This window comes from Amycolatopsis sp. NBC_01488 (assembly GCF_036227105.1).
GTDB lineage: Bacteria > Actinomycetota > Actinomycetes > Mycobacteriales > Pseudonocardiaceae > Amycolatopsis.
Map to the genome: position 1 here is coordinate 3,119,310 of NZ_CP109434.1, position 20,298 is coordinate 3,139,607.

Annotated in this window: 22 protein-coding genes; 16 read left to right on the plus strand and 6 right to left on the minus strand. The window is 69.6% G+C overall.

Annotation, left to right across the window (positions count from 1 at the left end; translation table 11 throughout):
• Positions 1-341: 341 nt before the first annotated feature.
• Positions 342-809, minus strand: coding sequence for a DUF1579 family protein (locus tag OG738_RS15125; RefSeq protein ID WP_329054525.1), 468 nt, complete (start codon positions 807-809; stop codon positions 342-344).
• Between the two features lie 49 nt (positions 810-858).
• Here OG738_RS15125 and OG738_RS15130 point away from each other — a divergent pair, with 49 nt between their 5' ends.
• Positions 859-1,290, plus strand: coding sequence for a MarR family winged helix-turn-helix transcriptional regulator (locus tag OG738_RS15130; RefSeq protein WP_329054526.1), 432 nt, complete (start codon positions 859-861; stop codon positions 1,288-1,290).
• Between the two features lie 3 nt (positions 1,291-1,293).
• Here the strand turns inward: OG738_RS15130 and OG738_RS15135 are convergent, their stop codons facing one another.
• Complete coding sequence (locus tag OG738_RS15135) at positions 1,294-1,749, minus strand: winged helix-turn-helix transcriptional regulator (protein ID WP_329054527.1); 456 nt, start codon at positions 1,747-1,749, stop codon at positions 1,294-1,296.
• 90 nt (positions 1,750-1,839) lie between these two features.
• On the opposite strand from OG738_RS15135, the gene OG738_RS15140 reads away from it, so the two are divergent.
• Positions 1,840-2,427, plus strand: a complete 588-nt coding sequence (locus tag OG738_RS15140; RefSeq protein WP_329054529.1) for a dihydrofolate reductase family protein — start codon at positions 1,840-1,842, stop codon at positions 2,425-2,427.
• Positions 2,428-2,451: 24 nt separating this feature from the next.
• Positions 2,452-2,835, plus strand: a complete 384-nt coding sequence (locus tag OG738_RS15145; protein ID WP_329054531.1) for a PPOX class F420-dependent oxidoreductase — start codon at positions 2,452-2,454, stop codon at positions 2,833-2,835.
• Between the two features lie 2 nt (positions 2,836-2,837).
• On the opposite strand, the gene OG738_RS15150 is transcribed toward OG738_RS15145, so the two are convergent.
• Complete coding sequence (locus tag OG738_RS15150) at positions 2,838-3,419, minus strand: TetR/AcrR family transcriptional regulator (protein ID WP_329054532.1); 582 nt, start codon at positions 3,417-3,419, stop codon at positions 2,838-2,840.
• Between the two features lie 74 nt (positions 3,420-3,493).
• Between OG738_RS15150 and OG738_RS15155 the strand changes: the two genes are divergently transcribed.
• From OG738_RS15155 to OG738_RS15185, 7 genes are all read left to right on the plus strand, one after another.
• Complete coding sequence (locus OG738_RS15155) at positions 3,494-5,920, plus strand: beta-glucosidase H (protein WP_329054534.1); 2,427 nt, start codon at positions 3,494-3,496, stop codon at positions 5,918-5,920.
• A 151-nt stretch (positions 5,921-6,071) separates the two neighbouring features.
• Positions 6,072-6,974 carry a GNAT family N-acetyltransferase gene (locus tag OG738_RS15160; RefSeq protein ID WP_329054536.1) on the plus strand — a complete coding sequence of 301 codons (903 nt, stop codon included), beginning with the start codon at positions 6,072-6,074 and terminating at the stop codon, positions 6,972-6,974.
• Positions 6,975-7,056: 82 nt separating this feature from the next.
• Positions 7,057-7,494: a hypothetical protein gene (locus tag OG738_RS15165; protein WP_329054537.1), complete on the plus strand. Its 438-nt coding sequence runs from the start codon at positions 7,057-7,059 to the stop codon at positions 7,492-7,494.
• 32 nt (positions 7,495-7,526) lie between these two features.
• The gene (gene boxC, locus OG738_RS15170) at positions 7,527-9,146 is read left to right on the plus strand and encodes a 2,3-epoxybenzoyl-CoA dihydrolase (RefSeq protein WP_329054538.1); all 1,620 of its coding nucleotides are present in this window, start codon (positions 7,527-7,529) and stop codon (positions 9,144-9,146) included.
• A gap of 5 nt (positions 9,147-9,151) precedes the next feature.
• Positions 9,152-10,573 (plus strand): benzoyl-CoA 2,3-epoxidase subunit BoxB, encoded by a 1,422-nt coding sequence (gene boxB / locus OG738_RS15175; protein WP_329054539.1) that lies wholly within the window; start codon positions 9,152-9,154, stop codon positions 10,571-10,573.
• An 8-nt stretch (positions 10,574-10,581) separates the two neighbouring features.
• Positions 10,582-12,126, plus strand: a complete 1,545-nt coding sequence (locus tag OG738_RS15180) for a benzoate-CoA ligase family protein (RefSeq protein ID WP_329054540.1) — start codon at positions 10,582-10,584, stop codon at positions 12,124-12,126.
• A complete protein-coding gene (locus tag OG738_RS15185; RefSeq protein ID WP_329054541.1) occupies positions 12,123-12,977 on the plus strand; it encodes an amidohydrolase family protein in 855 nt (284 codons plus the stop codon). Before OG738_RS15180 ends, OG738_RS15185 begins: the two co-directional genes overlap by 4 nt.
• Before the next feature lie 52 nt (positions 12,978-13,029).
• Here the strand turns inward: OG738_RS15185 and OG738_RS15190 are convergent, their stop codons facing one another.
• Positions 13,030-13,410, minus strand: a complete 381-nt coding sequence (locus OG738_RS15190) for a VOC family protein (RefSeq protein WP_329054542.1) — start codon at positions 13,408-13,410, stop codon at positions 13,030-13,032.
• 53 nt (positions 13,411-13,463) lie between these two features.
• On the minus strand, positions 13,464-13,910 hold the full coding sequence (locus OG738_RS15195; RefSeq protein ID WP_329054543.1) for a MarR family winged helix-turn-helix transcriptional regulator: 447 nt from the start codon (positions 13,908-13,910) through the stop codon (positions 13,464-13,466).
• Between the two features lie 83 nt (positions 13,911-13,993).
• Here OG738_RS15195 and OG738_RS15200 point away from each other — a divergent pair, with 83 nt between their 5' ends.
• From OG738_RS15200 to OG738_RS15215, 4 genes are read left to right on the plus strand one after another with little or no spacing between them, the layout of a single operon-like run.
• Positions 13,994-14,959, plus strand: coding sequence for a ring-cleaving dioxygenase (locus tag OG738_RS15200; RefSeq protein WP_329054545.1), 966 nt, complete (start codon positions 13,994-13,996; stop codon positions 14,957-14,959).
• Complete coding sequence (locus OG738_RS15205) at positions 14,956-15,558, plus strand: alpha/beta hydrolase (RefSeq protein ID WP_329054546.1); 603 nt, start codon at positions 14,956-14,958, stop codon at positions 15,556-15,558. The genes OG738_RS15200 and OG738_RS15205 overlap by 4 nt, the downstream gene beginning before the upstream one ends.
• Before the next feature lie 42 nt (positions 15,559-15,600).
• Entirely contained in the window at positions 15,601-16,740 is a 1,140-nt protein-coding gene (locus OG738_RS15210; protein ID WP_329054547.1) for a dipeptidase, read from the plus strand.
• 46 nt (positions 16,741-16,786) lie between these two features.
• Positions 16,787-17,245: a LapA family protein gene (locus OG738_RS15215; protein WP_329054549.1), complete on the plus strand. Its 459-nt coding sequence runs from the start codon at positions 16,787-16,789 to the stop codon at positions 17,243-17,245.
• Between the two features lie 3 nt (positions 17,246-17,248).
• Here OG738_RS15215 and OG738_RS15220 read toward each other — a convergent pair whose 3' ends face one another.
• Complete coding sequence (locus tag OG738_RS15220) at positions 17,249-18,076, minus strand: maleylpyruvate isomerase family mycothiol-dependent enzyme (protein WP_329054550.1); 828 nt, start codon at positions 18,074-18,076, stop codon at positions 17,249-17,251.
• A gap of 82 nt (positions 18,077-18,158) precedes the next feature.
• On the opposite strand from OG738_RS15220, the gene OG738_RS15225 reads away from it, so the two are divergent.
• Together OG738_RS15225 and OG738_RS15230 are read left to right on the plus strand one after the other, a co-directional pair.
• Positions 18,159-18,950, plus strand: a complete 792-nt coding sequence (locus OG738_RS15225) for an Abi-alpha family protein (protein ID WP_329054552.1) — start codon at positions 18,159-18,161, stop codon at positions 18,948-18,950.
• Between the two features lie 4 nt (positions 18,951-18,954).
• Positions 18,955-20,199, plus strand: a complete 1,245-nt coding sequence (locus OG738_RS15230; RefSeq protein ID WP_329054554.1) for a DUF445 domain-containing protein — start codon at positions 18,955-18,957, stop codon at positions 20,197-20,199.
• Positions 20,200-20,298: the final 99 nt, after the last annotated feature.

The following is a 20,298-nucleotide window of genomic DNA, read 5'->3' on the forward strand; positions in this document are numbered from 1 at the left end:
GCGGGGGCGAGTCCTGGGGCGGTTCGGCAGGTCTGCGCACGCTTTCATCTCTACTCCGGGGGTCCGACAGTTTTGGATCTCCGCACCGCCGGAGGGCCCGGTGGACGGGCGTCGAAGCTAGGCCGTTCGGGTGAAAGTAATCGTTTTCTCTGGGCCTCCGACAGCATCGGGGACACACTCGCTGCAAGGCGCGAAAACCAGCAAGACCGAATAACTAATAACTGTTGCGTAATTGACCCAGCGCTGGATCGCCGGTGTCGGCGGGTCCGCGAATGTGGTGGCAGAGACCGGAAACAGGTGACGTCCTCGTGCCAGGGGGGAGGGGCGTCGCCTGTTTCCTCCTACCCCTTTTCCCGCGTGTACCGCGCACGCAGAAATGGGCTGAATTCGCGGTCTTCGCCCATCTTGACGTCGATTTCGTGCGTCAGGGTGTCGCCGTCCGGCGTGAGGTGGTGCCGGGCCACCCCCCGAGCGGTCTTCTTCTCCAGGACGAGCGTGCCGCCGGCCCAGTCGCCGCGAGCCGGCGACTCGGGCGGGAAGCCGTAGCTGTCGAAGCCGTACCAGAGCGTTTCGCCGGTCCGCGGGTCGACGGTGAAGACGTTGTGCCCCAGGAACTCCGAATCGTCTTCGCGGCGCTGCCGGTAGTGCTGGATCAGCGCGAAACCGTTGAGCGCCAAGCGGTATTCGCAGCGAGCGTGCGCGGTCGAGGCCGGTGCCCACGGCGCAGCGGCGAGATCTTCGGTGCCGGCCCAGTCGCCGGCGAAGGCCTTCAGGGCGTCGTGTGCGGGCCCGAGGGCGGGCATGTCCATGGTTGTCTCCATTTCGACAGGTACCTGTCGATGTGCGAGACTAGCACGCATGCGGTCCCTTCGAGCCGAGACGTTCACCCAGGTGATCGACGCCGTCTTCGCCTGCAACGGCGGTTTCTTGGCCGCGGGCGACGCGCTGACGGAGCCGGTCGGCCTGACGGCGGCGCAGTGGCAGGTCCTCGGCTTCCTCGAGGACGGCCCGGCGACCGCCGCGGAGGTGGCACGCCGCCGAGGGCTGCGCCGGCAGAGCGTGCAGGAGACGGTGAACCGCTTGCTGCGCAACGGAATGCTCGACCGCCTGCCGAACCCGGCCGACGCGCGGGCGCCGCTGCTGTCGTTGACGCGGCGGGCGAAGGGGGCGATGCGCGAGCTGGGGGCGGCGCAGGCCGCCTGGGCGGAGAACGTGGCGGAATCGGTGTCCCAGGAGGATCTGGAGACGACGTTGCGGACGTTGCGACGGCTGCGCGAGATCCTCGCTTGAGGCTTACTTCGCCACGCCGGGACCGGGGAGCGGGTCGATGTCGCGGGCGTGCATCGACTCGCCGCAGTGGGTGCAGCGCAGGTCGACGGTGGTGATCTCGCCGCACGCGTGGTGCCGGTAGAGCACCGGCGGGCCGGCCTCTTCCGCGAGCCACTTGTCACCCCAGCGGGTCATGACCATCAGCATGTCCACCAGCTCGGTGCCCTTTTCGGTGAGGAGGTACTCGTAGCGCGGCCGCCGGTCGTACGGGCGTCGTTCGACGATGCCCTGGTCGACGAGGTGGTGCAGGCGCTCGGTGAGGACCTTGCGCGAGATGCCGAGATCGGCCTGGATCTGCTCGAAGCGGCTGATCCCGACCCACACGTCCCGCAGGATCAGCGGGGACCACGGCTCGCCGATGACGTCGAGGGTGCGCGCGATCGAGCACGCGGCCAGGTCGCTGAAGTTCGTGCGCTGCATGAGGCCACTTTAGCACTCGGGGTTCCCTTAAGGAACTTGGACTGCTACGGTTCTGGAGTCTCCTCAAGGAATGCAGGAAGGATCGCAGCGATGAGCAAGGTCTTCAGCGCCCACGCGGTGTCGGTGGACGGGTACATCACCGGCCGCGACGCCGGCCCGGGGCACGGTCTCGGCGACGGCGGGACCCTCTTCGACTGGTACACCGACGGTGACACGCAGAGCCGGGTGTTCGACTTCTTCAAGCTCAGCGAACCGAGCGCCCGCGTGTTCGACGGCCTCGCCGGTCGCGTCGGCGCGGTCGTGGCCGGCCGCACCACCTATGAGGATTCGGATCACTTCGGCGGCGGCAGCCCGCACCCGGGCGCCCCGCTCTTCCTGGTCAGCCACCGCCCGGCGCCTGAGCTGACCGACCGGCAGACCCTGGTGGGCGACATCAAGGAAGCCATCGAGGCCGCGCGTGAAGCCGCGGGCGGGAAGGACGTCGGCCTCATGGGCGGCGGCGTCCTGACCGCGGCGCTGGCGGCGGGGCTCGTCGACGAGATCGTCCTCCACCAGGTGCCGATCCTGCTCGGCGCCGGCCGGCCGTTCTTCCGGGAGCTGCCTTCGCACGTACGGTTGCGGCTCGTCGAAGCCGTTCCCGCGCCCGGTGTCACCCACCTCCACTACGCAGTCGCCTGACCCCTCGACCCGAAGGAGATCACCATGCTCAACGCCGACGTCCGTCGAATCGTCGCCACCACCGCGATCGGCCACCTCGCCACCCTGCTGCCCGACGGCGCGCCGCACTCCGTCCCGGTGTGGGTCGACCCGCAGGGCGACCACATCGCGATCATGACCGGACCGGACTCGGTCAAGGCCCGCAACCTCCGCCGCGACCCGCGGGTGGCGCTCTCCCTGACCCCGGTGGACAACCCGTTCGAGCCCGTGGTCATCCGCGGTCGCGTGGTCGAATGGATCGACGGGGACGCCGGCTGGGAGATCGTCGACCGGATCGCGACCAAGTACATCGGCCAGCCGTATTCGCGGGAGCAGGTGCGGGTGGTCGGGCTGATCGAGGTCGACCGGCAGAGCGTCGGAATGGGCTGACGTCAGTCCGGCTTGATGCCCAGCAGCGTGAGGAACGTGCGGAACCCGGCCGGCATGTCGACCTCCTCCGGGTCGAGGAGCCACTGCAGCTGCAGGCCGTCCAGGACCGCGATCGCGATCGGCGCCAGCTGCTCCGGCGTCGCACCCGGCGGCAGTTCGTCGCGGTGGCGTTCGAGCATCTGGGCCATGCCCGCCCGGACCCGCTCGTACCGGTCGTGGAAGTACTCGCGCGCCGGGTGGTCCTCCGTGACGCTGTCCGCCGACAGCACCGTGTAGGTCTGGACGATCCCCGGCCGGGTTGCGTTGTAGTCGACCAGGTCGGCCAGCTGGTTGACCGTCATCGCCGACTCGTCGCCCGGCGGGGCGTGCCCGAAGTGCAGCAGGTCCCACTCGTCGCGGGTCTCCAGCACCGCCGTCAGCAAGTCCTCCTTCGTGGGGAAGTAGTGCATCAGCCCTTGCTGCGTCAGCCCGACGCGGTCGGCCACCGCCGCCAGCGAAGTACCGCGATAGCCGCGTTCGGCGATCACTTCGAACGCCGCTCGGACGATGCTCGCGCGGCGGTCGGCGCCCCTGGCCCGGGTCATGATCCCGAGCCTACGGGACGAGCCGTCACGGAAGCGTAACGTTCACTACTCGCCGCCAGGTAGAGTAGTGCGCCATGAGCTTCGACGTCGACGCGCTGCTGGCCGAGCTCGACCTGGACACCAAGGCGAACCTGCTCGCCGGTCAGGACGTCTGGAGCCTGCCCGCGCTCCCGCGGATCGGACTCCGGTCGCTGGTGCTCTCCGACGGCCCGGTCGGCGTCCGCGGCGTCCGGTGGAGCCCGGACGACCCCTCGGTGACGCTCCCCAGCCCGTCGGCCCTCGCCGCGAGCTGGGACCCGCGCCTGGCCGTGCGCGCCGGCCGGCTGCTCGCGCAGGAGGCCCGCCGCAAGGGCGTGCACGTCCTGCTCGCCCCGACGGTCAACCTCCAGCGCTCGCCGCTGGGCGGCCGCCACTTCGAGTGCTACTCGGAAGATCCCCTCCTCACCGGGATGATCGGCGCCGGCTTCGTCACCGGCGTGCAGGACGGCGGGGTCGCCGTCACGGTCAAGCACTTCGTCGCCAACGACTTCGAGACCGAGCGCTTCACCGCCGACGTCCACGTCGGCGAACGCGCCTTGCGCGAGCTCTACCTCGCGCCGTTCGAGCTCATCGTCCGGCGGGCGAAGCCGTGGGGGATCATGGCCGCCTACAACAGCGTCAACGGCGTCACGATGACCCAGCACGCCGAACTGCTCAACGGCGTGCTGCGCGACGAATGGGGCTTCGACGGCTTCGTCGTCTCCGACTGGCTGGCCGCGCGCGACACCGTCGCCTCCGCCAACGGCGGCCTCGACGTCGCGATGCCCGGCCCCCGCACGGTCTTCGGCGAACAGCTCGCGGAAGCCGTGCGCGGCGGCGAAGTCGACGAAGAGGTCGTCGACGACATGGTCCGCCGCGTGCTCCTGCTGGCCCACCGGACCGGCGCGCTCGGCAGCGGCCCCGCTCCTCTTCAGTCCGATGTGGACGGTGAAGGGGTCGCGCGCGAGATCGCGCACCGGTCGTTCGTGCTGCTCAACAACGAAACCGGCCTGCTGCCCCTGCGCGAACCGCGGAGCATCGCCCTGATCGGCGCGCTCGCCGCCGACCCCAAGATCCTCGGCGGCGGCAGCGCCACCGTGTTCCCCGATCACATCGTCTCCCCTCTCGACGGCCTCCGGAAGGCCGTTCCCCCGGGCACCGACCTCGCGTTCGCCATCGGTGCCGATCCGCGGACGACGCTACCGCCGGCCACCGACAATTTCCGGCTCCGCGCGACCGCCAAGGCGGCAGACGGCACCCGATTGGCTGAATTTCCGCTCAGGGAAGCCAAGATCACCTGGATCGGCGAGCTGCCGAGCGGACTCGACCTGGCCACGCTCGCGTCCGTCGAAATCGCGGGCACGTACCTGCCGGAGCGAAGCGGCACCCACACGTTCGCCGTCACGGGCCCCGGCGACCTCCGCCTCACCGTCGCCGGCCAGACCCTCTTCGACGGCGTCAACCTGCCCGAAGGCGGGGACGTCTTCACATCGATCATGCAGGTGATCGAGCAGCGCCGGGAGGTCGAGCTGACGGCGGGCGAGCTCGTCGACGTCAGCCTGACGTACTGGATCCCGTCGGAGATGGCGGAGTTCGCGCGCGGCACCTTCGCCTGGGTCACCTTCGCGCTCGGCCACCGCGGCCCGGTCCTCGACCCCGACGCCGCGCTCGACGAAGCCGTTGCCCTGGCGGGGAAGTCCGACGTCGCGGTCGTCGTGGTCGGCACCACCGCCGAGGTCGAAAGCGAAGGCTTCGACCGGACTTCCCTCACCCTGCCCGGACGGCAGGACGAACTGGTCACCAGGGTCGCGGAGGCCAACCCGAACACCGTGGTCGTCGTCAACGCCGGTTCGCCGGTGGAGCTGCCGTGGCGCGACGACGTCGCCGCGGTGCTGCTCACCTGGTTCCCCGGCCAGGCGGGCGGCGACGCCCTTGCCGACGTCCTGTTCGGCCTCGAAGAACCCGGCGGTCGCCTGCCGACGACCTGGCCGGCGAAGCTCGAAGACGCGCCGGTCACCGACGTGACACCGGAAGAAGGCGTTCTCGAGTACGGCGAAGGCGTGTACATCGGCTACAGCGCCTACGCCGGCACAGAGACGCAACCCGCGTACTGGTTCGGCCACGGCCAGGGCTACACGACCTGGGTGTACGAAGAGCTGGACGTCTTCCCGGACGACGAAGGCGGCGCGCGCGTCCGAGTCCGCGTACGCAACTCAGGGCGGCGAAGGGGGCGAGAGATCGTCCAGATCTATCTGGCCCCGACCGAGCGCGGCGACCGGCCGCCGCGCTGGCTCGCCGGGTTCGCGAGCGTCGAAGCCGGGCCCGGCGAAGCCGTCGAGACCGACATCCCCATCCGGCCGCGGTCGGCGGAAGTCTGGCGCGACGGCTGGCAGCACATCGCCGGCGAGTACGTCCTGGAGGCTTCGCACTCCTACGCGCAGCCGCGGCTGAGCACGCGCGTCGTCCTCCAGAAAATCCGTTGACGCGCGGCGCGCGAGTCCCTAACTTCACGCAGGCACCCATGATCAGCGAAAGGAGGTGGGTCCGATGATCACGCAACCGATCACGCGCTCCCACCTCGGAACGAGGGTGCCGGGTATCTGACCGGGAGCGCGTACTCCTGGAAGGATTTCCATGACCGAACTGGTCGTGCGCCCGCTCGAAGCGGGCGAAGAAACACTGTTCACCTCCCTGCCCGACCGCGGACTCGTCGGTCGCAAGCTGCTGGGCAACGACTTCGCCGAGATGGCCGCCAAGGGCGAGTACCGGCCCGAGTGGGTCTGGCTCGCGCTGCGCGACGACGTCGTCGTGGCGCGGGCCGCGTGGTGGGGGACCCCCAAGGACGACGAGCCGATCGCGCTCGACTGGTTCGACTTCACCGACTTCGATGCGGGCGTCGAGCTGCTGAAGCGGGTGCCGCTGCGCGCGGAGTACTCCCTGACCACGCCGCCTGCCTGGCAGGACGACCCGGACGTCGCGCACGAGGTCACCATCCGCGTCGAGGCGGCCGAGAAGGCGGGCTACCGCAAGCTCGTCGAGCGCTACCGGTTCTGCTGGACGCCCGGAAACGGCCTGCCGGCCCGAACCGGCAGGCTCGTCTACCTGCCGGAACCGGACGACGACGTGATCCTCGAGGTCTTCAAGCGGGTGCACGTCGGCAGCCTCGACGCGCACGTGCGGAAGACGATCGAAGAGCACGGGCTCGACGCGGCCGCGCGCGAAGACCTCGACCTCATGCTGTGGATGCCGGCGCCGCGGGACTGGTGGCGGCTCGCGTACACGCTCGAAGGCGACCTCGTCGGGCTCACGCTGCCGAGCCGCAACGCGTACGACCCGGTGGTCGGCTACGTCGCCGTCGTGCCGGAGCACCGCGGCCACGGCTACTCGTACGACCTGGTGGTCGAGGCCACGCACGACCTCGTCGGCTACGGCGCCGAGAAGATCGTCGCGGGCACCGACGTCGGCAACGTCCCGATGGCCAAGGCGTTCGCGAAGGCGGGCTACCCGGTGACTCAGCACCGCATCGACCTCGTGTGACGCCGTCGGCGGCCGCGTCTTGCCCGGCGCGGCCGCCGCGCGGTACCGTCGCTAGAGCGATCTATCAAATCAGGGGGATGTGATGGACGTTCTGCAGGAAAAGGGGCTGACCCCGCTTCGCGCGATCCTGGGCTTCTCGCTGGTCAGCACCACGCTGCACTACACCCACAACGTCGTGCGGGCGGCGGACTACCCGCAGATCCCCGGGATCTCCGTGCTCGCCGCGCAGATCATCGTGGCGTTCGGCTGGGTGCTGTTCACGGCGTTCGGCTGGCTCGGTCACCGGGAGTACGTGCGCAAGAGCTACCCGCGGGCGCTGGCGTTCCTGCTGGTCTACTCGCTCTCCGGGCTGGCCAGCGCGGGACACTTCCTCGTCGGCGTGCCGCGGATCCCGGCGTTCTGGTTCGCCACGATCTTCACCGACTCGGCGGCCGCGCTCGCCCTCTGGGTCTTCCTCACGTGGGCCTGGGCGACCCTCAACCGGGTGACCTCGCGAGATCAAGTTTCTACACAACATTGACGTTCGTCGGAACTGTGTAGACACTCGGGTGAGTGACCACCACCACACCGGTGACCTTCGACCGCCGTCCGGACGAGTACCGCCACTGGCGCCTCCACGTCGACGGGGAGGTGGCGTGGCTGGAAATGGACGTCGACGAGCAGGGCGGCCTCGTCGAGGGCTACGAGCTCAAGCTCAACTCCTACGACCTCGGCGTCGACATCGAGCTGTACGACGCCACCCAGCGGCTGCGGTTCGAGCACCCCGAGGTGCGCGTGGTGGTGGTGACCAGCGCGAAGGACAAGGTGTTCTGCGCCGGTGCGAACATCCGGATGCTCGCCGCGTCCGAGCACCACTGGAAGGTCAACTTCTGCAAGTTCACCAACGAGACGCGCAACGGCATGGAGGACGCCACCGAGCACTCCGGCCAGACGTACGTCGCCGCGGTGAACGGCACCTGCGCGGGCGGCGGCTACGAGATCGCGCTGGCCTGCGACAAGATCCTGCTGATCGACGACAACTCCTCGACCGTCGCGCTGCCGGAAGTACCGCTGCTCGGCGTGCTGCCCGGTACCGGCGGGCTCACCCGGGTCGTCGACAAGCGGCGCGTGCGCCGGGACCTCGCCGACGTCTTCGCGACGCGCCCCGACGGCGTCAAGGGCAAGACGGCCGTCGACTGGCGGCTGGTCGACGAACTGGTGCCGCGCCAAGGGTTCCGCGAGGCCGTGGCGAAGCGGGCGCGCGAGATCGCCCGCGAGTCCGGCCGCACCGGCGAGGGCGGCATCGAGCTGACCCCGCTGGAACATCGCCATGTCGACATCGAAGTGCGCAAGGACCAGGCGACCATCACGATCAAGGGACCCGAGAACGACCCCGGTGACCTGCACGAAGAAGGCGCGAACGGCTGGTTCCTCGCGATGACCCGCGAGCTGGACGACGCCATCCTGCGGCTGCGCACCAACGAGGTCGAAGCCGGCACGTGGATCCTGAAGACCGTGGGCGACCCGGAGAAGGTCCTCGCCCACGAGCAGACGGTCCTCGGCGGGAAGGACTGGCTGGCCAACGAGATCACGCACTACTTCAAGCGCACGCTCAAGCGCCTCGACGTCACCAGCCGCAGCCTGGTCGCGCTCATCGAGCCCGGCAGCTGCTTCGCCGGGTCGCTGCTGGAGATCGCGCTGGCCGCGGACCGGCAGTACATCCTCGACGGCCCGCCGATCGACGACGAAGATTCCGACGAACGCGCCACGATCAGGCTGTCCGAAGCCAACTTCGGCGCGTTCCCGATGGGCAACGGCCTGACCCGCCTGCAGACGCGGTTCTACGGCGACGACGACCACCTCGCGTGGCTCGCGCGCGAAAAGGACCACGAGCTGAGTGCGGCCGAAGCCGTCGAACTCGGCCTGGTCACCGACGCGCCGGACGACCTCGACTGGGAGGACGAGATCCGGATCGCGCTCGAAGGCCGCGCGTCGCTGTCCCCGGACGCGCTCACCGGGATGGAGGCCAACCACCGGTTCGTGGGTCCCGAGACCATCGAGACCAAGATCTTCGGCCGGCTGGCGGCTTGGCAGAACTGGATTTTCACCCGGCCGAACGCGTCCGGGCCGGAAGGCGCGCTGCGCCGATACGGTACGGGTCAGAAGGCCGTCTTCGACAGGAAGCGGGTCTAGCGCAGATGCCCGAGAAGATCGACTACGACGCGAAGATCCCCAACAACGTCAACCTCTCCGAGGACCGGCGGCTGCAGCGTGCCCTGGAGGGCTGGCAGCCGAAGTTCATGCACTGGTGGGGCGAGATGGGCCCGACGCTGGAGACGCAGGGCGTCTACCTGCGCACCGCGGTCAGCGTCGGCCGGGAGGGGTGGGCGCACTTCGACCACGTCAACGTCCCGGACTACCGCTGGGGCATCTTCCTCGCCGAGCGCGACCCGGACCGGCGGATCGCCTTCGGGGAGCACAAGGGCGAAGAGGTGTGGCAGCAGGTGCCCGGCGAGTACCGCGCCGACCTGCAGCGGCTGATCGTCATCCAGGGCGACACCGAACCCGCGTCCGTCGAGCAGCAGAAACTCCTCGGGCTCACCGCGCCGAGCCTCTACGACCTGCGGAACCTGTTCCAGGTCAACGTCGAAGAGGGCAGGCACCTGTGGGCGATGGTGTACCTCCTGCACGCCTACTTCGGGCGCGAAGGCCGTGACGAGGCCGAAGGGCTGCTGCTGCGCAACTCGGGTAGTCCCGACGCGCCCCGCATCCTCGGTGCGTTCAACGAGGAAACCGCCGACTGGCTGGCCTTCTACATGTTCACCTACTTCACCGACCGCGACGGGAAGTACCAGCTCGGCACGCTCAAGGAGTCCTCCTTCGACCCGCTCTCGCGCACCTGCGAGTTCATGCTGAAGGAGGAGGCGCACCACATGATGGTGGGCACCACCGGCGTCGACCGCGTGGTGACCCGCAGCGCCGAGCTGATCCGCGAGCACGACACGCTCGACATCGGCCCGCACGGCGGGATCCCGCTGACCCTGATCCAGAAGTACATCAACTTCCACTACACCGTCTCGCTCGACCTGTTCGGCAGCGAGACGTCGACCAACGCGGCGAACTACTACACCGCCGGGCTCAAGGGCCGCTGGCAGGAGACCCGCCGCAAGGACGACCACAAGCTCACCGACGATGCCCGCACGCTGGAGAAGCCGGCCGAAGACGGCACCTGGACGTCGGAGGAGCTGCAGGCGATCCTGTTGCTGAACCTCGACCTGCGCAGCGAGTACGTGGCCGACTGCCAGACCGGGGTGAAGCGCTGGAACAAGATCCTCGCCGACGCCGGGATCGATCACACGTTCCGCCTGCCGCACCCTGGATTCAACCGGGAAGTCGGCATAAACTCCGGCCACCACGTCACTCCCGACGGCACCATCGTCGACGAGGCGACCTGGCAGGCCGGCAAGAGCAAGTGGCTGCCGACCACGGAGGACCTGACGTTCGTCCGCTCGCTGATGCACCCGGTGTACGAGCGGGGGAAGATCGCGAGCTGGGTGGCGCCGCCGCGGCAGGGCATCAACGGGAAGCCCTTCGACTACGAGTACGTCTACCTCACGTAGGAGGTCTGGTGGCGACAGGGTTCAATGCCGCGGAGTACCTGCTTTCGGCCGGGCACCCGGACGCGACCGCGGTCGTGTCGCCCCGGCGTTCGCTGACCTACGCCGAGCTGGCGGCCGAGTCCCGGCGCGTCGCGGGCGGGCTCGTCGAACTCGGCGTGCGGCCCGAAGAGCGCGTCATGTTCTGCATGGTCGACGACGTCGAGCTGCTCACCGGCATCCTCGGCGCGATGCTGGCCGGCGCGGTCGCCGTGCCGGTGTCCACCATGGTCACCGGCCTCGAGCTGGGCAAGATGCTGGCCGACTCACGGGCCCGCCTGCTGTGCGTGTCCGGCGAGTTCGCCGAGCAGGCGGTGACCGCGCTCGGGCTCGCGCCCGAGGTCACCGACGTCCTGCTCGACCGGTCGGACGCGGCGGGATTCGGCGTCCGGACGCACGAGTGGTCGTCACTGGCCGGAACGTTCCGAAGTGGACAGACGTGGGAGGACTCGCCCGCGCTGTGGCTGTACACGTCCGGGACGACCGGGCAGCCGAAGGGCGCGATGCACCGGCACGCCAGCATCCGCGCGGTGTGCGAGACGTACGCGCGTGGCGTGCTGGGGACGACTCCGGTGGACCGGTTCCTGTCGGTGCCGAAGCTCTTCTTCGCCTACGGGCTGGGGAATTCGTGCTTCTTCCCGCTCGGGGCGGGCGGGACGACGTTGCTCGAGCCTTCGCGTCCGACGCCGGCGTTGTTCGCCAGACGGGCTCGTGAGGAGCAGCCGTCGTTGTTCTTCGCCGTCCCGACGTTCTACGCGGCCCTGCTCGCGAGCGACGTCCCGGACGACTCGTTTTCCTCGGTGCGGCATGCGGTTTCGGCCGGGGAGCCGCTGCCCGCGTCGTTGTTCGAACGGTTCCGCGCCCGCTTCGGGCTGGAGATCCTCGACGGCATCGGGTCGACCGAGGCACTGCACATCTTCCTGTCGAACCGGCCCGGCGCCGTGCGGCCGGGCAGCACCGGCGTCCCGGTGCCGGGGTACGACGTCCAGCTCCGCGACGAGGCCGGGGCGGTGATCGACGCCGTCGGCAAGCCGGGCGAGCTGTTCGTGGCCGGGCCGTCGACGGCGACCGGCTACTGGGCCCGGTACGACGCGACGAAGCTCGTCTTCCAGGGCGAGTGGCTGCGCACCGGCGACAGTTACGTGCGGAACGAGGACGGCACTTTTTCCTGCCTGGGCCGGTTCGGCGACATGCTGAAGGCGGGCGGGATCTGGGTGTCACCGTCCGAAGTGGAGGAACGGCTGCGGCAGCACCCGGCGGTGGCGGAGGTCGCGGTCGTCGCCGCGCCGGACGCCGACGGGCTCGACAAGCCGGTGGCATGCGTGGTGGCCGCGCCCGGCTTCGCGGTGGACCCGGACGAGCTGATCGAGTTCTGCCGCGAAGGGCTCGCGGCGTTCAAGCGCCCGCGCGGCGTGGTGGAACTGGCGGAGCTGCCGAAGACGGCGACGGGCAAGATCCGCCGGAACGTCATCCGCGAGCAGGTCCGGGACGTCCTGCGGGTGGTGCCCAGCACGTGATCGACGGCTACTTCGTGGTGGACGCGCACGTCCACACGCCGCGCCTGCCGACGCTCAAGCCCGCGTGGACGCAGTGGGCGCACGACTTCGCGGGCTCGTACCCGTGGCGTTCGGTGTACTCCGCTTCGGGCGAGGTGGTCCCGTCGGCGATGGACGAGCTGATGGAGTCCGAGGGCGTCGACCGGGTGCTGCTGTTCTGCGAGTACAGCCCACGGGCGACCGGGATTCAGCCGATCGAGGACAACCTGCCTTTGGTGCGGCACAATCCTTCCCGGTTCCGGCTGGTGGCGAACGTGAACCCGTACCTGCACCATCCGGCCGCGTCGGAGGTCGAGCGGCAGCTGGACCTGGGTGCGGTGGCGGTGAAGATCCACCCGGTGCACGGCGCGTTTTCCCCGGCGGACAAGGAGCTGTACCCGGTCTACCAGCTGTGCCTTGAGCGTGGCGTGCCGGTGATCCTCCATTCGGGAACGTCGAGCTTCCCGGGTTCCCGCACCAGTTTCGGGAATCCGGAGCTGATGTCCGACGTGGTCGAGGACTTCCCTGCGCTGCAGTTCGTCTTCGCCCACGGCGGCCGTGGGTGGTGGTACGACGTGGCGGCTTTCCTCGCGTTGGCGAGGGAGAACGTCTGGCTGGACCTGGCCGGGCTGCCGCCGAAGAAGCTGCCGGAGTACTACCAGCGGTTCGATTTGGCGCGGTTGGCGGGAAAGTTCGTGTTCGGGACGGACTGGCCCGGCGTGCCTTCGGTGGCGGCGAACGTCCGGACGTTGATCGGGCTCGGGCTGCAGGAGGACGTCTTGAGCGGAGTGTTGTCGGGGAATGCGATCAAGCTGATGCCGTCGCTCGCCTAGGGGGTCGTGAGTGAGAAACAGGGTTAGAACACTGTTTCTCACTCACGACGGGTCAGGTGAGCATCTCGTGCAGGCAGAGGACGTTGCCTTCCGAGTCGGTGAACCACGCGGCCCGCTCGCTCCCCAGCTCGGCGATGTGGTCGACGGTCTTCAGCCCCTCCATCTCGAAGTCCTGGAACCGCACCCCGCGGCCCTCCAAAGCCGACACCTCCGACCGGAGATTCGTGACTTCGAAGCTCAACGCCGTGTTCTCGCTCTGCGTGCCCGCCGGCATCAGGCGAAGCCCGATGGCACCCGCGCCCGCCGCGAAGTACTGCGTTCCGTCTTCGCCCGTCCCCGTCTGCTTCAAGCCGAGGAAGTCCGCGTAGAAGTGGCCGGCGCGTTCGCTGTCGGTCACCGGGAGCATCGTCGTGATGGTCGATTCGGTCAGCATGGCTTCCATGGTGAGCCGTCACGCGCGCCGCGGTGACCACGACTTTTTCAGTGTCAGGCGTTGAACGCGCGCAGTGTCCGCATGGCTTCCGCGAGTGCTGCCGCGTCGTCACCCAGCGGGGTCAGCACGATGCGGCGGAGGATCTCCGCCGCCGCTGTCCGGGCCTTGTTCGCCATGTCGAGGCCGTGGTCGGTCAGGGCCGCGAACGTCACGCGGCGGTCGTCCCGGCTCGGGACGCGGCAGATCAGGTCCGCCGCCACCAGGCGGTCGGCCACCTTCGTGAAGCCGCCGCTCGACAGCGCCGCCTCGGTCGCCAGCTTGGTCATCGGCATCCGGTGGTCGGGCGAGCGGACCAGCCGCAGCAGGATGTCGAACGACGCCGGCGCGAGCCCGAGGCGGTCGGCGATCTCGCCCAGCAGCTTGTCCTGCGTGGCCAGGTAGCCCTCGATGACCAGGCCCCACCACGTGACGATCTCGTCGTCGTCGGTCTTCGGATCCACCGGCTCAGCCTACCGGAAAGTCTGCACGGAATATATCTTGCGCGCGAGAGGTTCTGCGGTTACCTTGAATCCAGGAGGCAACCATGGCGATCAAGACGTCCGGCCTGCACCACGTCACCGCGATCGGCGGCGACCCGCAGCGCAACGCCGACTTCTACCTGCGGACCTTGGGCCTGCGGCTGGTGAAGACCACCGTGAACTTCGACGACCCGGGCACCTACCACCTCTACTACGGCGACAGCGCCGGCAAGCCGGGCTCGCTGATGACCTTCTTCCCGTGGCCCGACGCGCCGAGCGGCCGCCACGGCACCGGCCAGGCGACGACCACGTCGTTCTCCATTCCCGAATCCTCGATCGGCTGGTGGAAGCAGCACCTCGCCGCGAACCGCATCGAGACCGGCGAAATCCGCAACGCCGATGACGAGGACACGCTCACCTTCCGTGACCCCGACGGCCTGAAGCTCGCCCTCGTCGCGCACCCGCAGGGCGACCCGCGCGACCCGTGGGACACCGAGCTGGTCCCGGCCGAGCACGCCATCCGCGGCCTGCACTCGGTGACGCTGTCGGTGACCAAGGAGGACGCCACCGCCGGCATGCTCACCGACGGCCTCGGCCTCAGCTTCGCCACCCAGGACAGCAACCGCCTGCGGTTCGCCGCCGGTGCAGGTGGGCCGGGCGCGCTGGTCGACGTCCTCGTGACGCCGGACGCGCCGCGCGGGCTGGTCGCCGCGGGCACCGTGCACCACGTCGCCTGGCGCGCGCCGGACGAACCGACCCAGAAGGCCTGGCGCGAAGAGCTCGTCGACCAGGGCGTGCACGTTACTTCGATCCTGGACCGCCAGTACTTCCGCTCGATCTACTTCCGCGAGCCGGGCGCCACGCTCCTCGAAGTCGCGACCGACGAACCCGGCTTCGCCATCGACGAGCCGCTGCTGGAGCTGGGCCGCGCGCTCAAGCTGCCGCCGTGGCTGGAGCCGCGCCGCGAAGAGATCCAGCACATGCTGCCGAAGCTGAACCTCCCCGCCGAGAACAACCCGGCGCTGTCATGATGCTGGAGCACGTGTACCTCGAGGGTTCGCCGGACGCGCCGCTGCTGCTCCTGCTGCACGGCACCGGCGGCAGCCCCGACGACCTGCTCGGCCTGGCGCGCGAGCTGAGTCCCGACTCCGCGGTGCTGGCCCCGGCCGGCCCGGTGTCGGAGTACGGCGCCGCGCGCTGGTTCCGGCGGCTCGCCGAGGGCGTGTTCGACCACGAAGACGTCGTCAAGCGCGCCGACCAGCTCGCGGACTTCGTCGTCGAGGCAAGGGAGAAGTACGGGCTGGGCGACCGGCGGCTGGTCGCCGTCGGCTTCTCGAACGGCGCCAACATCGCGGCCGCCGTGACGCTGTTGCGGCCGGACGTCCTCCGCGAAGCCGCGCTGTTCGCGGCGATGTCCCCGGTCCCGGAGCCGCCGGAGCTGGACCTTTCCACCACGAAAGTCTTCCTGGCCAACGGCGAACGCGACCCGATGGCGCCACTGGCGTCCACGGAGGAGCTGATCCGGCTGCTGCGCGAGCGCGGTGCCGACGTCGTCACGCAGCGCCACCCCGGCGGGCACCTGATCACGCCGGACGGCGTCCGTGCGGCCGCGAAGTGGATCATGACCTGACGTTTGTACGGAGCGTATATCGGCTCGTCCTACGATCGGGCGATGACTAACGAGGCACTACAGCGTGCTGTGAAACTGCTGGACGCCGCCATCCTCGCCGACGGGCACAACGACCTGCCGTGGGAGCTGCGGCAGCACGGCGGCCCGAACCCGGTCGAGGCGGCCGCGTCGCTCGACCTGACCGTCCGGCAGCCCGCCCTGCACACCGACTTCCCGAAGCTCGCCGACGGGAAGCTCGGGATGCAGTTCTGGTCGGTGTACGTGCCCTGTGAGTTCGAGGGCCACAGCGCCGTGACCGCGGTGCTGGAGCAGATCGAGGTCGTCCACCAGCTGGCCGAGCGCTACCCCGATCGCCTGCGGCTGGTCGACACCGCCGACGAGGCCGAGGCCGCGTTCGCCGACGGCCGGATCGCGTCGCTGCTCGGCGCCGAAGGCGGGCACAGCATCGCGGAGTCGCTCGGCGTGCTGCGGATCCTGCGCCGCCTCGGCGTCCGCTACATGACGCTGACGCACAACTACAACACCACCTGGGCCGACTCGGGCACCGACGAGCCGGCCCACGGCGGGCTCACCGAGTTCGGCCGCGACGTCGTGCGCGAGATGAACAAGATCGGCATGATGGTCGACCTGTCGCACGTCGCGCCGTCGACGATGCGCGCCGCGATCGAGGTCAGCTCGGCGCCGGTGATCTTCAGCCACTCCTCGTGCCTCGCGGTGAACGACCACCCGCGCAACATCCCGGACGACGTCCTCGCGCTGCTGCCCGGCAACGGCGGCGTCGCGATGACGACGTTCGTGCCCGCGTTCATCTCGCCGAAGGTCACCGCGTGGGACCACGAGCTGAAGGCGGCCATGGAGGCCGCCGGCCAGGACTACCGGAACCTGGGGCAGCGCGGGCAGTTCGCGAAGGACTGGGACGGCCCGGTCAAGCCGAAGGCCACCGTCGACGACGTCGTCGCGCACGTCGAGCACGCCCGCGAGGTCGCCGGGATCGACCACATCGGCCTCGGCGGCGACTACGACGGCGTCGGCTCGCTGCCGGAGGGACTGGAGGACACGTCCAAGTACCCGGTGTTGTTCGCGGCCCTGCTCGAGCGCGGGTGGAGTGAGGAAGACTGCGCGAAGCTGGCCGGGAAGAACACGCTCCGCGTGCTGCGGGAGGTCGACGGCTTCGCCCGTTAGGGGGGTTGACCCAGCGCTCCCGGCGCGCCGGACGGACACTGGCTTCATGACGCACGCGCGCGGGGGCGCGGCCGACCGCCCCACCGGCCCGACGAACCACGAACTGCCCGGAAGCGACGGCCCCGGCCGCCACGAGCTGGGCGGGACCGAGGTGCCCGAGGGCGCTCTCGAGCCCGCCGAGCTGCGGGCCGGCGACGTCCGGCCCGGCGCCGAGGAGGTCACGCCGGTCCGCCCGGCACCCAGCAGGCCCGCGGCCAGGAAGCCGCGGCCGACGCGGATCAGCGGCACCTGGGTCGCGGTCATCGCCGGCCTGGTCGTGCTGATCGTGCTGCTGATCTTCATCCTGCAGAACCTGGACTCGGTGACCGTGCACTTCTTCGGTGCGGACGGCAGCCTGCCGCTGGCCATCGCCATGCTGTTCTCGGCCATCGGCGGCGCGGTGCTGGTCGCGCTGATCGGTGGGGCCCGGATCCTGCAGCTGCGGAAGCAGGCGCGCCGCCGCTGAGCCTCAGACGATGATCGACGTCATCGTCAGCACCTGCGCGCAAACGTTTTCGTCCCCGGTCGTCCGGACGCGGCCGACGTCGGCGGAGTTCCTCGTGCAGAGCCGCCAGAACGTGTCCAGGTCCGTCGTCACGGTGGCCAGCGGGGTGCGCGACGGCGGTGCGCCGCGGTCCAGGACCCAGCCGTCACGCTCACGGCGTGCGTGCCACTTGCCGCCGCCCTTGCCGGTCACCGTGTAGCCGACCTGCTTGCCGACGCGCGCGTCGACGTCGCGCAGGGTGTGCGGCAGCGCGCGGACGAACGTGTCGGCGATCGGCTCGGCGTACTCGGCCTCCAGCGGCGTGTGCTCCAGCGCTTCGCGGATCTGCACGTGGTGGATCCAGAACTCCGAATAGTCGCGGGCCGCGTCGAGCCAGCGCGGGGCCGGCTCGTCGCCCGCCCAGCTCACCGGCTCGCCGAGCGTGTCGAGGTCCAGCTTCGCCCAGTACTCGGTCGTCTGGCCCATGAACTCGTACATCATCGTCAGCAGCACGTCCGTCGAGAGACGGCGGCACGCGACGACCCATTCCCCGTTGATCCGGTCGACGAAGCGCGGGAAGGACTCACCCGCGCGGGGGGCTTCGGACGTGTGCCCGTCGCGGCTTCGGGACAGCCGGCCGACCTTGTCGCCCAGCAGGTGGGCGGCGACGTCCTTGACCGACCAGCCCGCGCACATCGTCGGACGCTCCCAGTCTTCGTCGGTCAGCGCGCCGAGCAGCGTCATCAGCGCCTGTTCCTCTTTCGAGAAGTACGGGAGGACGTCGATCGGCGGGCCCCAGCGCGTCGAACTCATGGTGCACATAATGCCGGTCATCACACCGCTGTTCGGCCTACCCGCAGGTAGCATCAGCGCGGAAGCAGAGGGGAGTCCACCGGTGAACGCAGAGCGACCGAACGGCCGGGGCACCGGCGACGAGGTGGCCGACCTGGCGCGGCGCGCCGGGCAGCTGGCGGGCTGGGCCGCGCGGACCGGGTTCGCGCTCGGCCGCAAGCTCCCCGGCGTCGAGACCGCCGAACGCGGCGTGCGGCAGGTCGAGCGCCAGCTGCTGGCCGAGCTGCGCCGCCGCCTCGACGAGGTCGACGACCCGTACCACGCGGCGCTGACCGCCGCGTCCGCCATGAACCGCCCGGTGGTGCCCGGGAAGGTCGAAGCCAGCGTGACGCTCGTGCCCGCGCGCGACAACCACGCCGAGCCGCTGCGCGCCGCGATGGCCGAGCTGCTCAACCACTCCATCGGCTTCGGCCGCGAACGGGCCCGCGAGTACTTCTACGCGATCATCCTGCGCCAGCTGACGCCGGACGAGGCACGCATCCTGTCCGCGCTGTCGGACGGCTCGCCGTTCCCCGCGGTCGACGTCGTCGAGCGCACCGGCCTCGGCGGCGCGGGCCGGGTCGCGCTGCGCAACGCCTCGACCGTCGGCAAGGCGGCCGGGGTGTCGCTGCCCGACCAGGTGCCCGGCTACGTCACGCGGCTGATCGGGCTGGGCCTGGTCGACCTCGACGAAGAGGTGCCGTCGCTGGAGACGCAGTACGAGATCCTGCTGACCGACGAAACCGTGCGCGACGCGGAGAAGCACGTCAAACGCGCGAAGTACGTCCGGCGGACGATCCACATCTCGCGCCTGGGGGCGCAGTTCTGGCAGGCCTGCGACCCGAGTTTCGCCTAGCCGGATGGGGGCCTTCCTCAGCGGCATCGTCGCCGACTTCGCGCAGCACTGGCCCCTTTACGTCTCGATCCCGATCGTCGCCGCGCTGATCGGCTACGGGACCAAGCTCGTCGCGATCCGGATGATGTTCCAGCCGGTGGAGTTCCTCGGCGTCAAGCCGTTCTTCGGCTGGCAGGGCATCGTGCCCAAGCGCGCGGCCCGGATGGCGAGCATCGCCTGCGACACGATGACCGAGCAGCTGATCGAGCCGGCCGAGGTCGTCGCCAGGCTCGACGCTTCCCGGATCGCCCAGGAAATCGAGAAACCGCTGCTCGCGGGCGTCGAGGACATCGTCCGCGAGGTGGCCGGGCACTACCAGCCGGGCCTGTGGGAGTCGCTGCCGGTGCGGGTGCAGCAGCTGGTCATCGAGCGCGTCCAGCACGAGTCGCCGCGGATGGTCGCGGCCGTGCTCGACCTGATCAAGTCCGATGTGGACAGTGTGTTCGACCTCAAGGGCATGGTGGTCACCAGCCTGGTCAAGGACAAGCGGCTGCTGAACCGCATCTTCCAGGAGGCGGGTGCCAAGGAGTTCAAGTTCATCGCGCGGTCGGGTCTCGTGTTCGGCGGGGCGATCGGCGTGATCCAGATGGTGGCCTGGATCCTGTTCAAGTTCCCGCTCATCATGCCGCTGTTCGGTCTGTTCACGGGCTGGTTCACCGACTGGCTGGCGCTGCGGATGATCTTCTACCCGATCGAGCCGCGACGTTATTTCGGCGTGCAGTGGCAGGGTCTGTTCCTCAAGCGCCGCGCGGAGGTCGCGGAGGCGTACGGGTCGTTGATCGCCAAGGAGATCATCACCCCGCACAACGTCATCGAGGCGATCCTGCACGGACCGCTGTCCGACCGCGTGCTGGCGCTGATCCAGCGTCAGCTCGACCTCGAGCTGGGCCGCCGGGTCAGCGTCGCGAAGCCGTTGCTGGTGTTCGCGGTGGGCAGCCGGAAGTACCAGGACATGAAGCTGGCGATCGCCGAGCAGATCATGAACCGCCTCCCGGAGACGATGCGCTACATCGAGGACTACGCGACCGACGCGATGGACATCCGCAACGTGCTGGTGTCCAAGATGAAGCAGCTGTCCCCGCACGAGTTCGAGCGCCTGCTGCGCCCGGCTTTCGAGCAGGACGAATGGATCCTGATCGCGACGGGCGCGGTGCTGGGCTTCGCGGTCGGTGAAGGACAGGTCCTGTTGCTGGAGCACCTGGCTGCCTGAGTCCGGGCGGGCGAGCAAGTCCACCCGAAAGGCCGTACGCCCGTACGTATCCAGCCGCTCGCCGCGCGCCTCTACTGTGCGTCAGGGATGACGACGGGC

Coding starts and splice junctions, on each gene's coding strand:
- OG738_RS15200 (WP_329054545.1), top strand. CDS start 13,994: ATGGCGATCAAGACGTCCGGCCTGCACCACGTCACCGCGATCGGCGGC.
- OG738_RS15145 (WP_329054531.1), top strand. CDS start 2,452: ATGCTCAACGCCGACGTCCGTCGAATCGTCGCCACCACCGCGATCGGC.
- OG738_RS15215 (WP_329054549.1), top strand. CDS start 16,787: ATGACGCACGCGCGCGGGGGCGCGGCCGACCGCCCCACCGGCCCGACG.
- OG738_RS15155 (WP_329054534.1), top strand. CDS start 3,494: ATGAGCTTCGACGTCGACGCGCTGCTGGCCGAGCTCGACCTGGACACC.
- OG738_RS15230 (WP_329054554.1), top strand. CDS start 18,955: ATGGGGGCCTTCCTCAGCGGCATCGTCGCCGACTTCGCGCAGCACTGG.
- OG738_RS15165 (WP_329054537.1), top strand. CDS start 7,057: ATGGACGTTCTGCAGGAAAAGGGGCTGACCCCGCTTCGCGCGATCCTG.
- OG738_RS15205 (WP_329054546.1), top strand. CDS start 14,956: ATGATGCTGGAGCACGTGTACCTCGAGGGTTCGCCGGACGCGCCGCTG.
- OG738_RS15135 (WP_329054527.1), bottom strand. CDS start 1,749: ATGCAGCGCACGAACTTCAGCGACCTGGCCGCGTGCTCGATCGCGCGC.
- OG738_RS15130 (WP_329054526.1), top strand. CDS start 859: ATGCGGTCCCTTCGAGCCGAGACGTTCACCCAGGTGATCGACGCCGTC.
- OG738_RS15125 (WP_329054525.1), bottom strand. CDS start 809: ATGGACATGCCCGCCCTCGGGCCCGCACACGACGCCCTGAAGGCCTTC.
- OG738_RS15210 (WP_329054547.1), top strand. CDS start 15,601: ATGACTAACGAGGCACTACAGCGTGCTGTGAAACTGCTGGACGCCGCC.
- OG738_RS15220 (WP_329054550.1), bottom strand. CDS start 18,076: ATGAGTTCGACGCGCTGGGGCCCGCCGATCGACGTCCTCCCGTACTTC.
- boxB (WP_329054539.1), top strand. CDS start 9,152: ATGCCCGAGAAGATCGACTACGACGCGAAGATCCCCAACAACGTCAAC.
- OG738_RS15190 (WP_329054542.1), bottom strand. CDS start 13,410: ATGCTGACCGAATCGACCATCACGACGATGCTCCCGGTGACCGACAGC.
- OG738_RS15140 (WP_329054529.1), top strand. CDS start 1,840: ATGAGCAAGGTCTTCAGCGCCCACGCGGTGTCGGTGGACGGGTACATC.
- OG738_RS15160 (WP_329054536.1), top strand. CDS start 6,072: ATGACCGAACTGGTCGTGCGCCCGCTCGAAGCGGGCGAAGAAACACTG.
- OG738_RS15150 (WP_329054532.1), bottom strand. CDS start 3,419: ATGACCCGGGCCAGGGGCGCCGACCGCCGCGCGAGCATCGTCCGAGCG.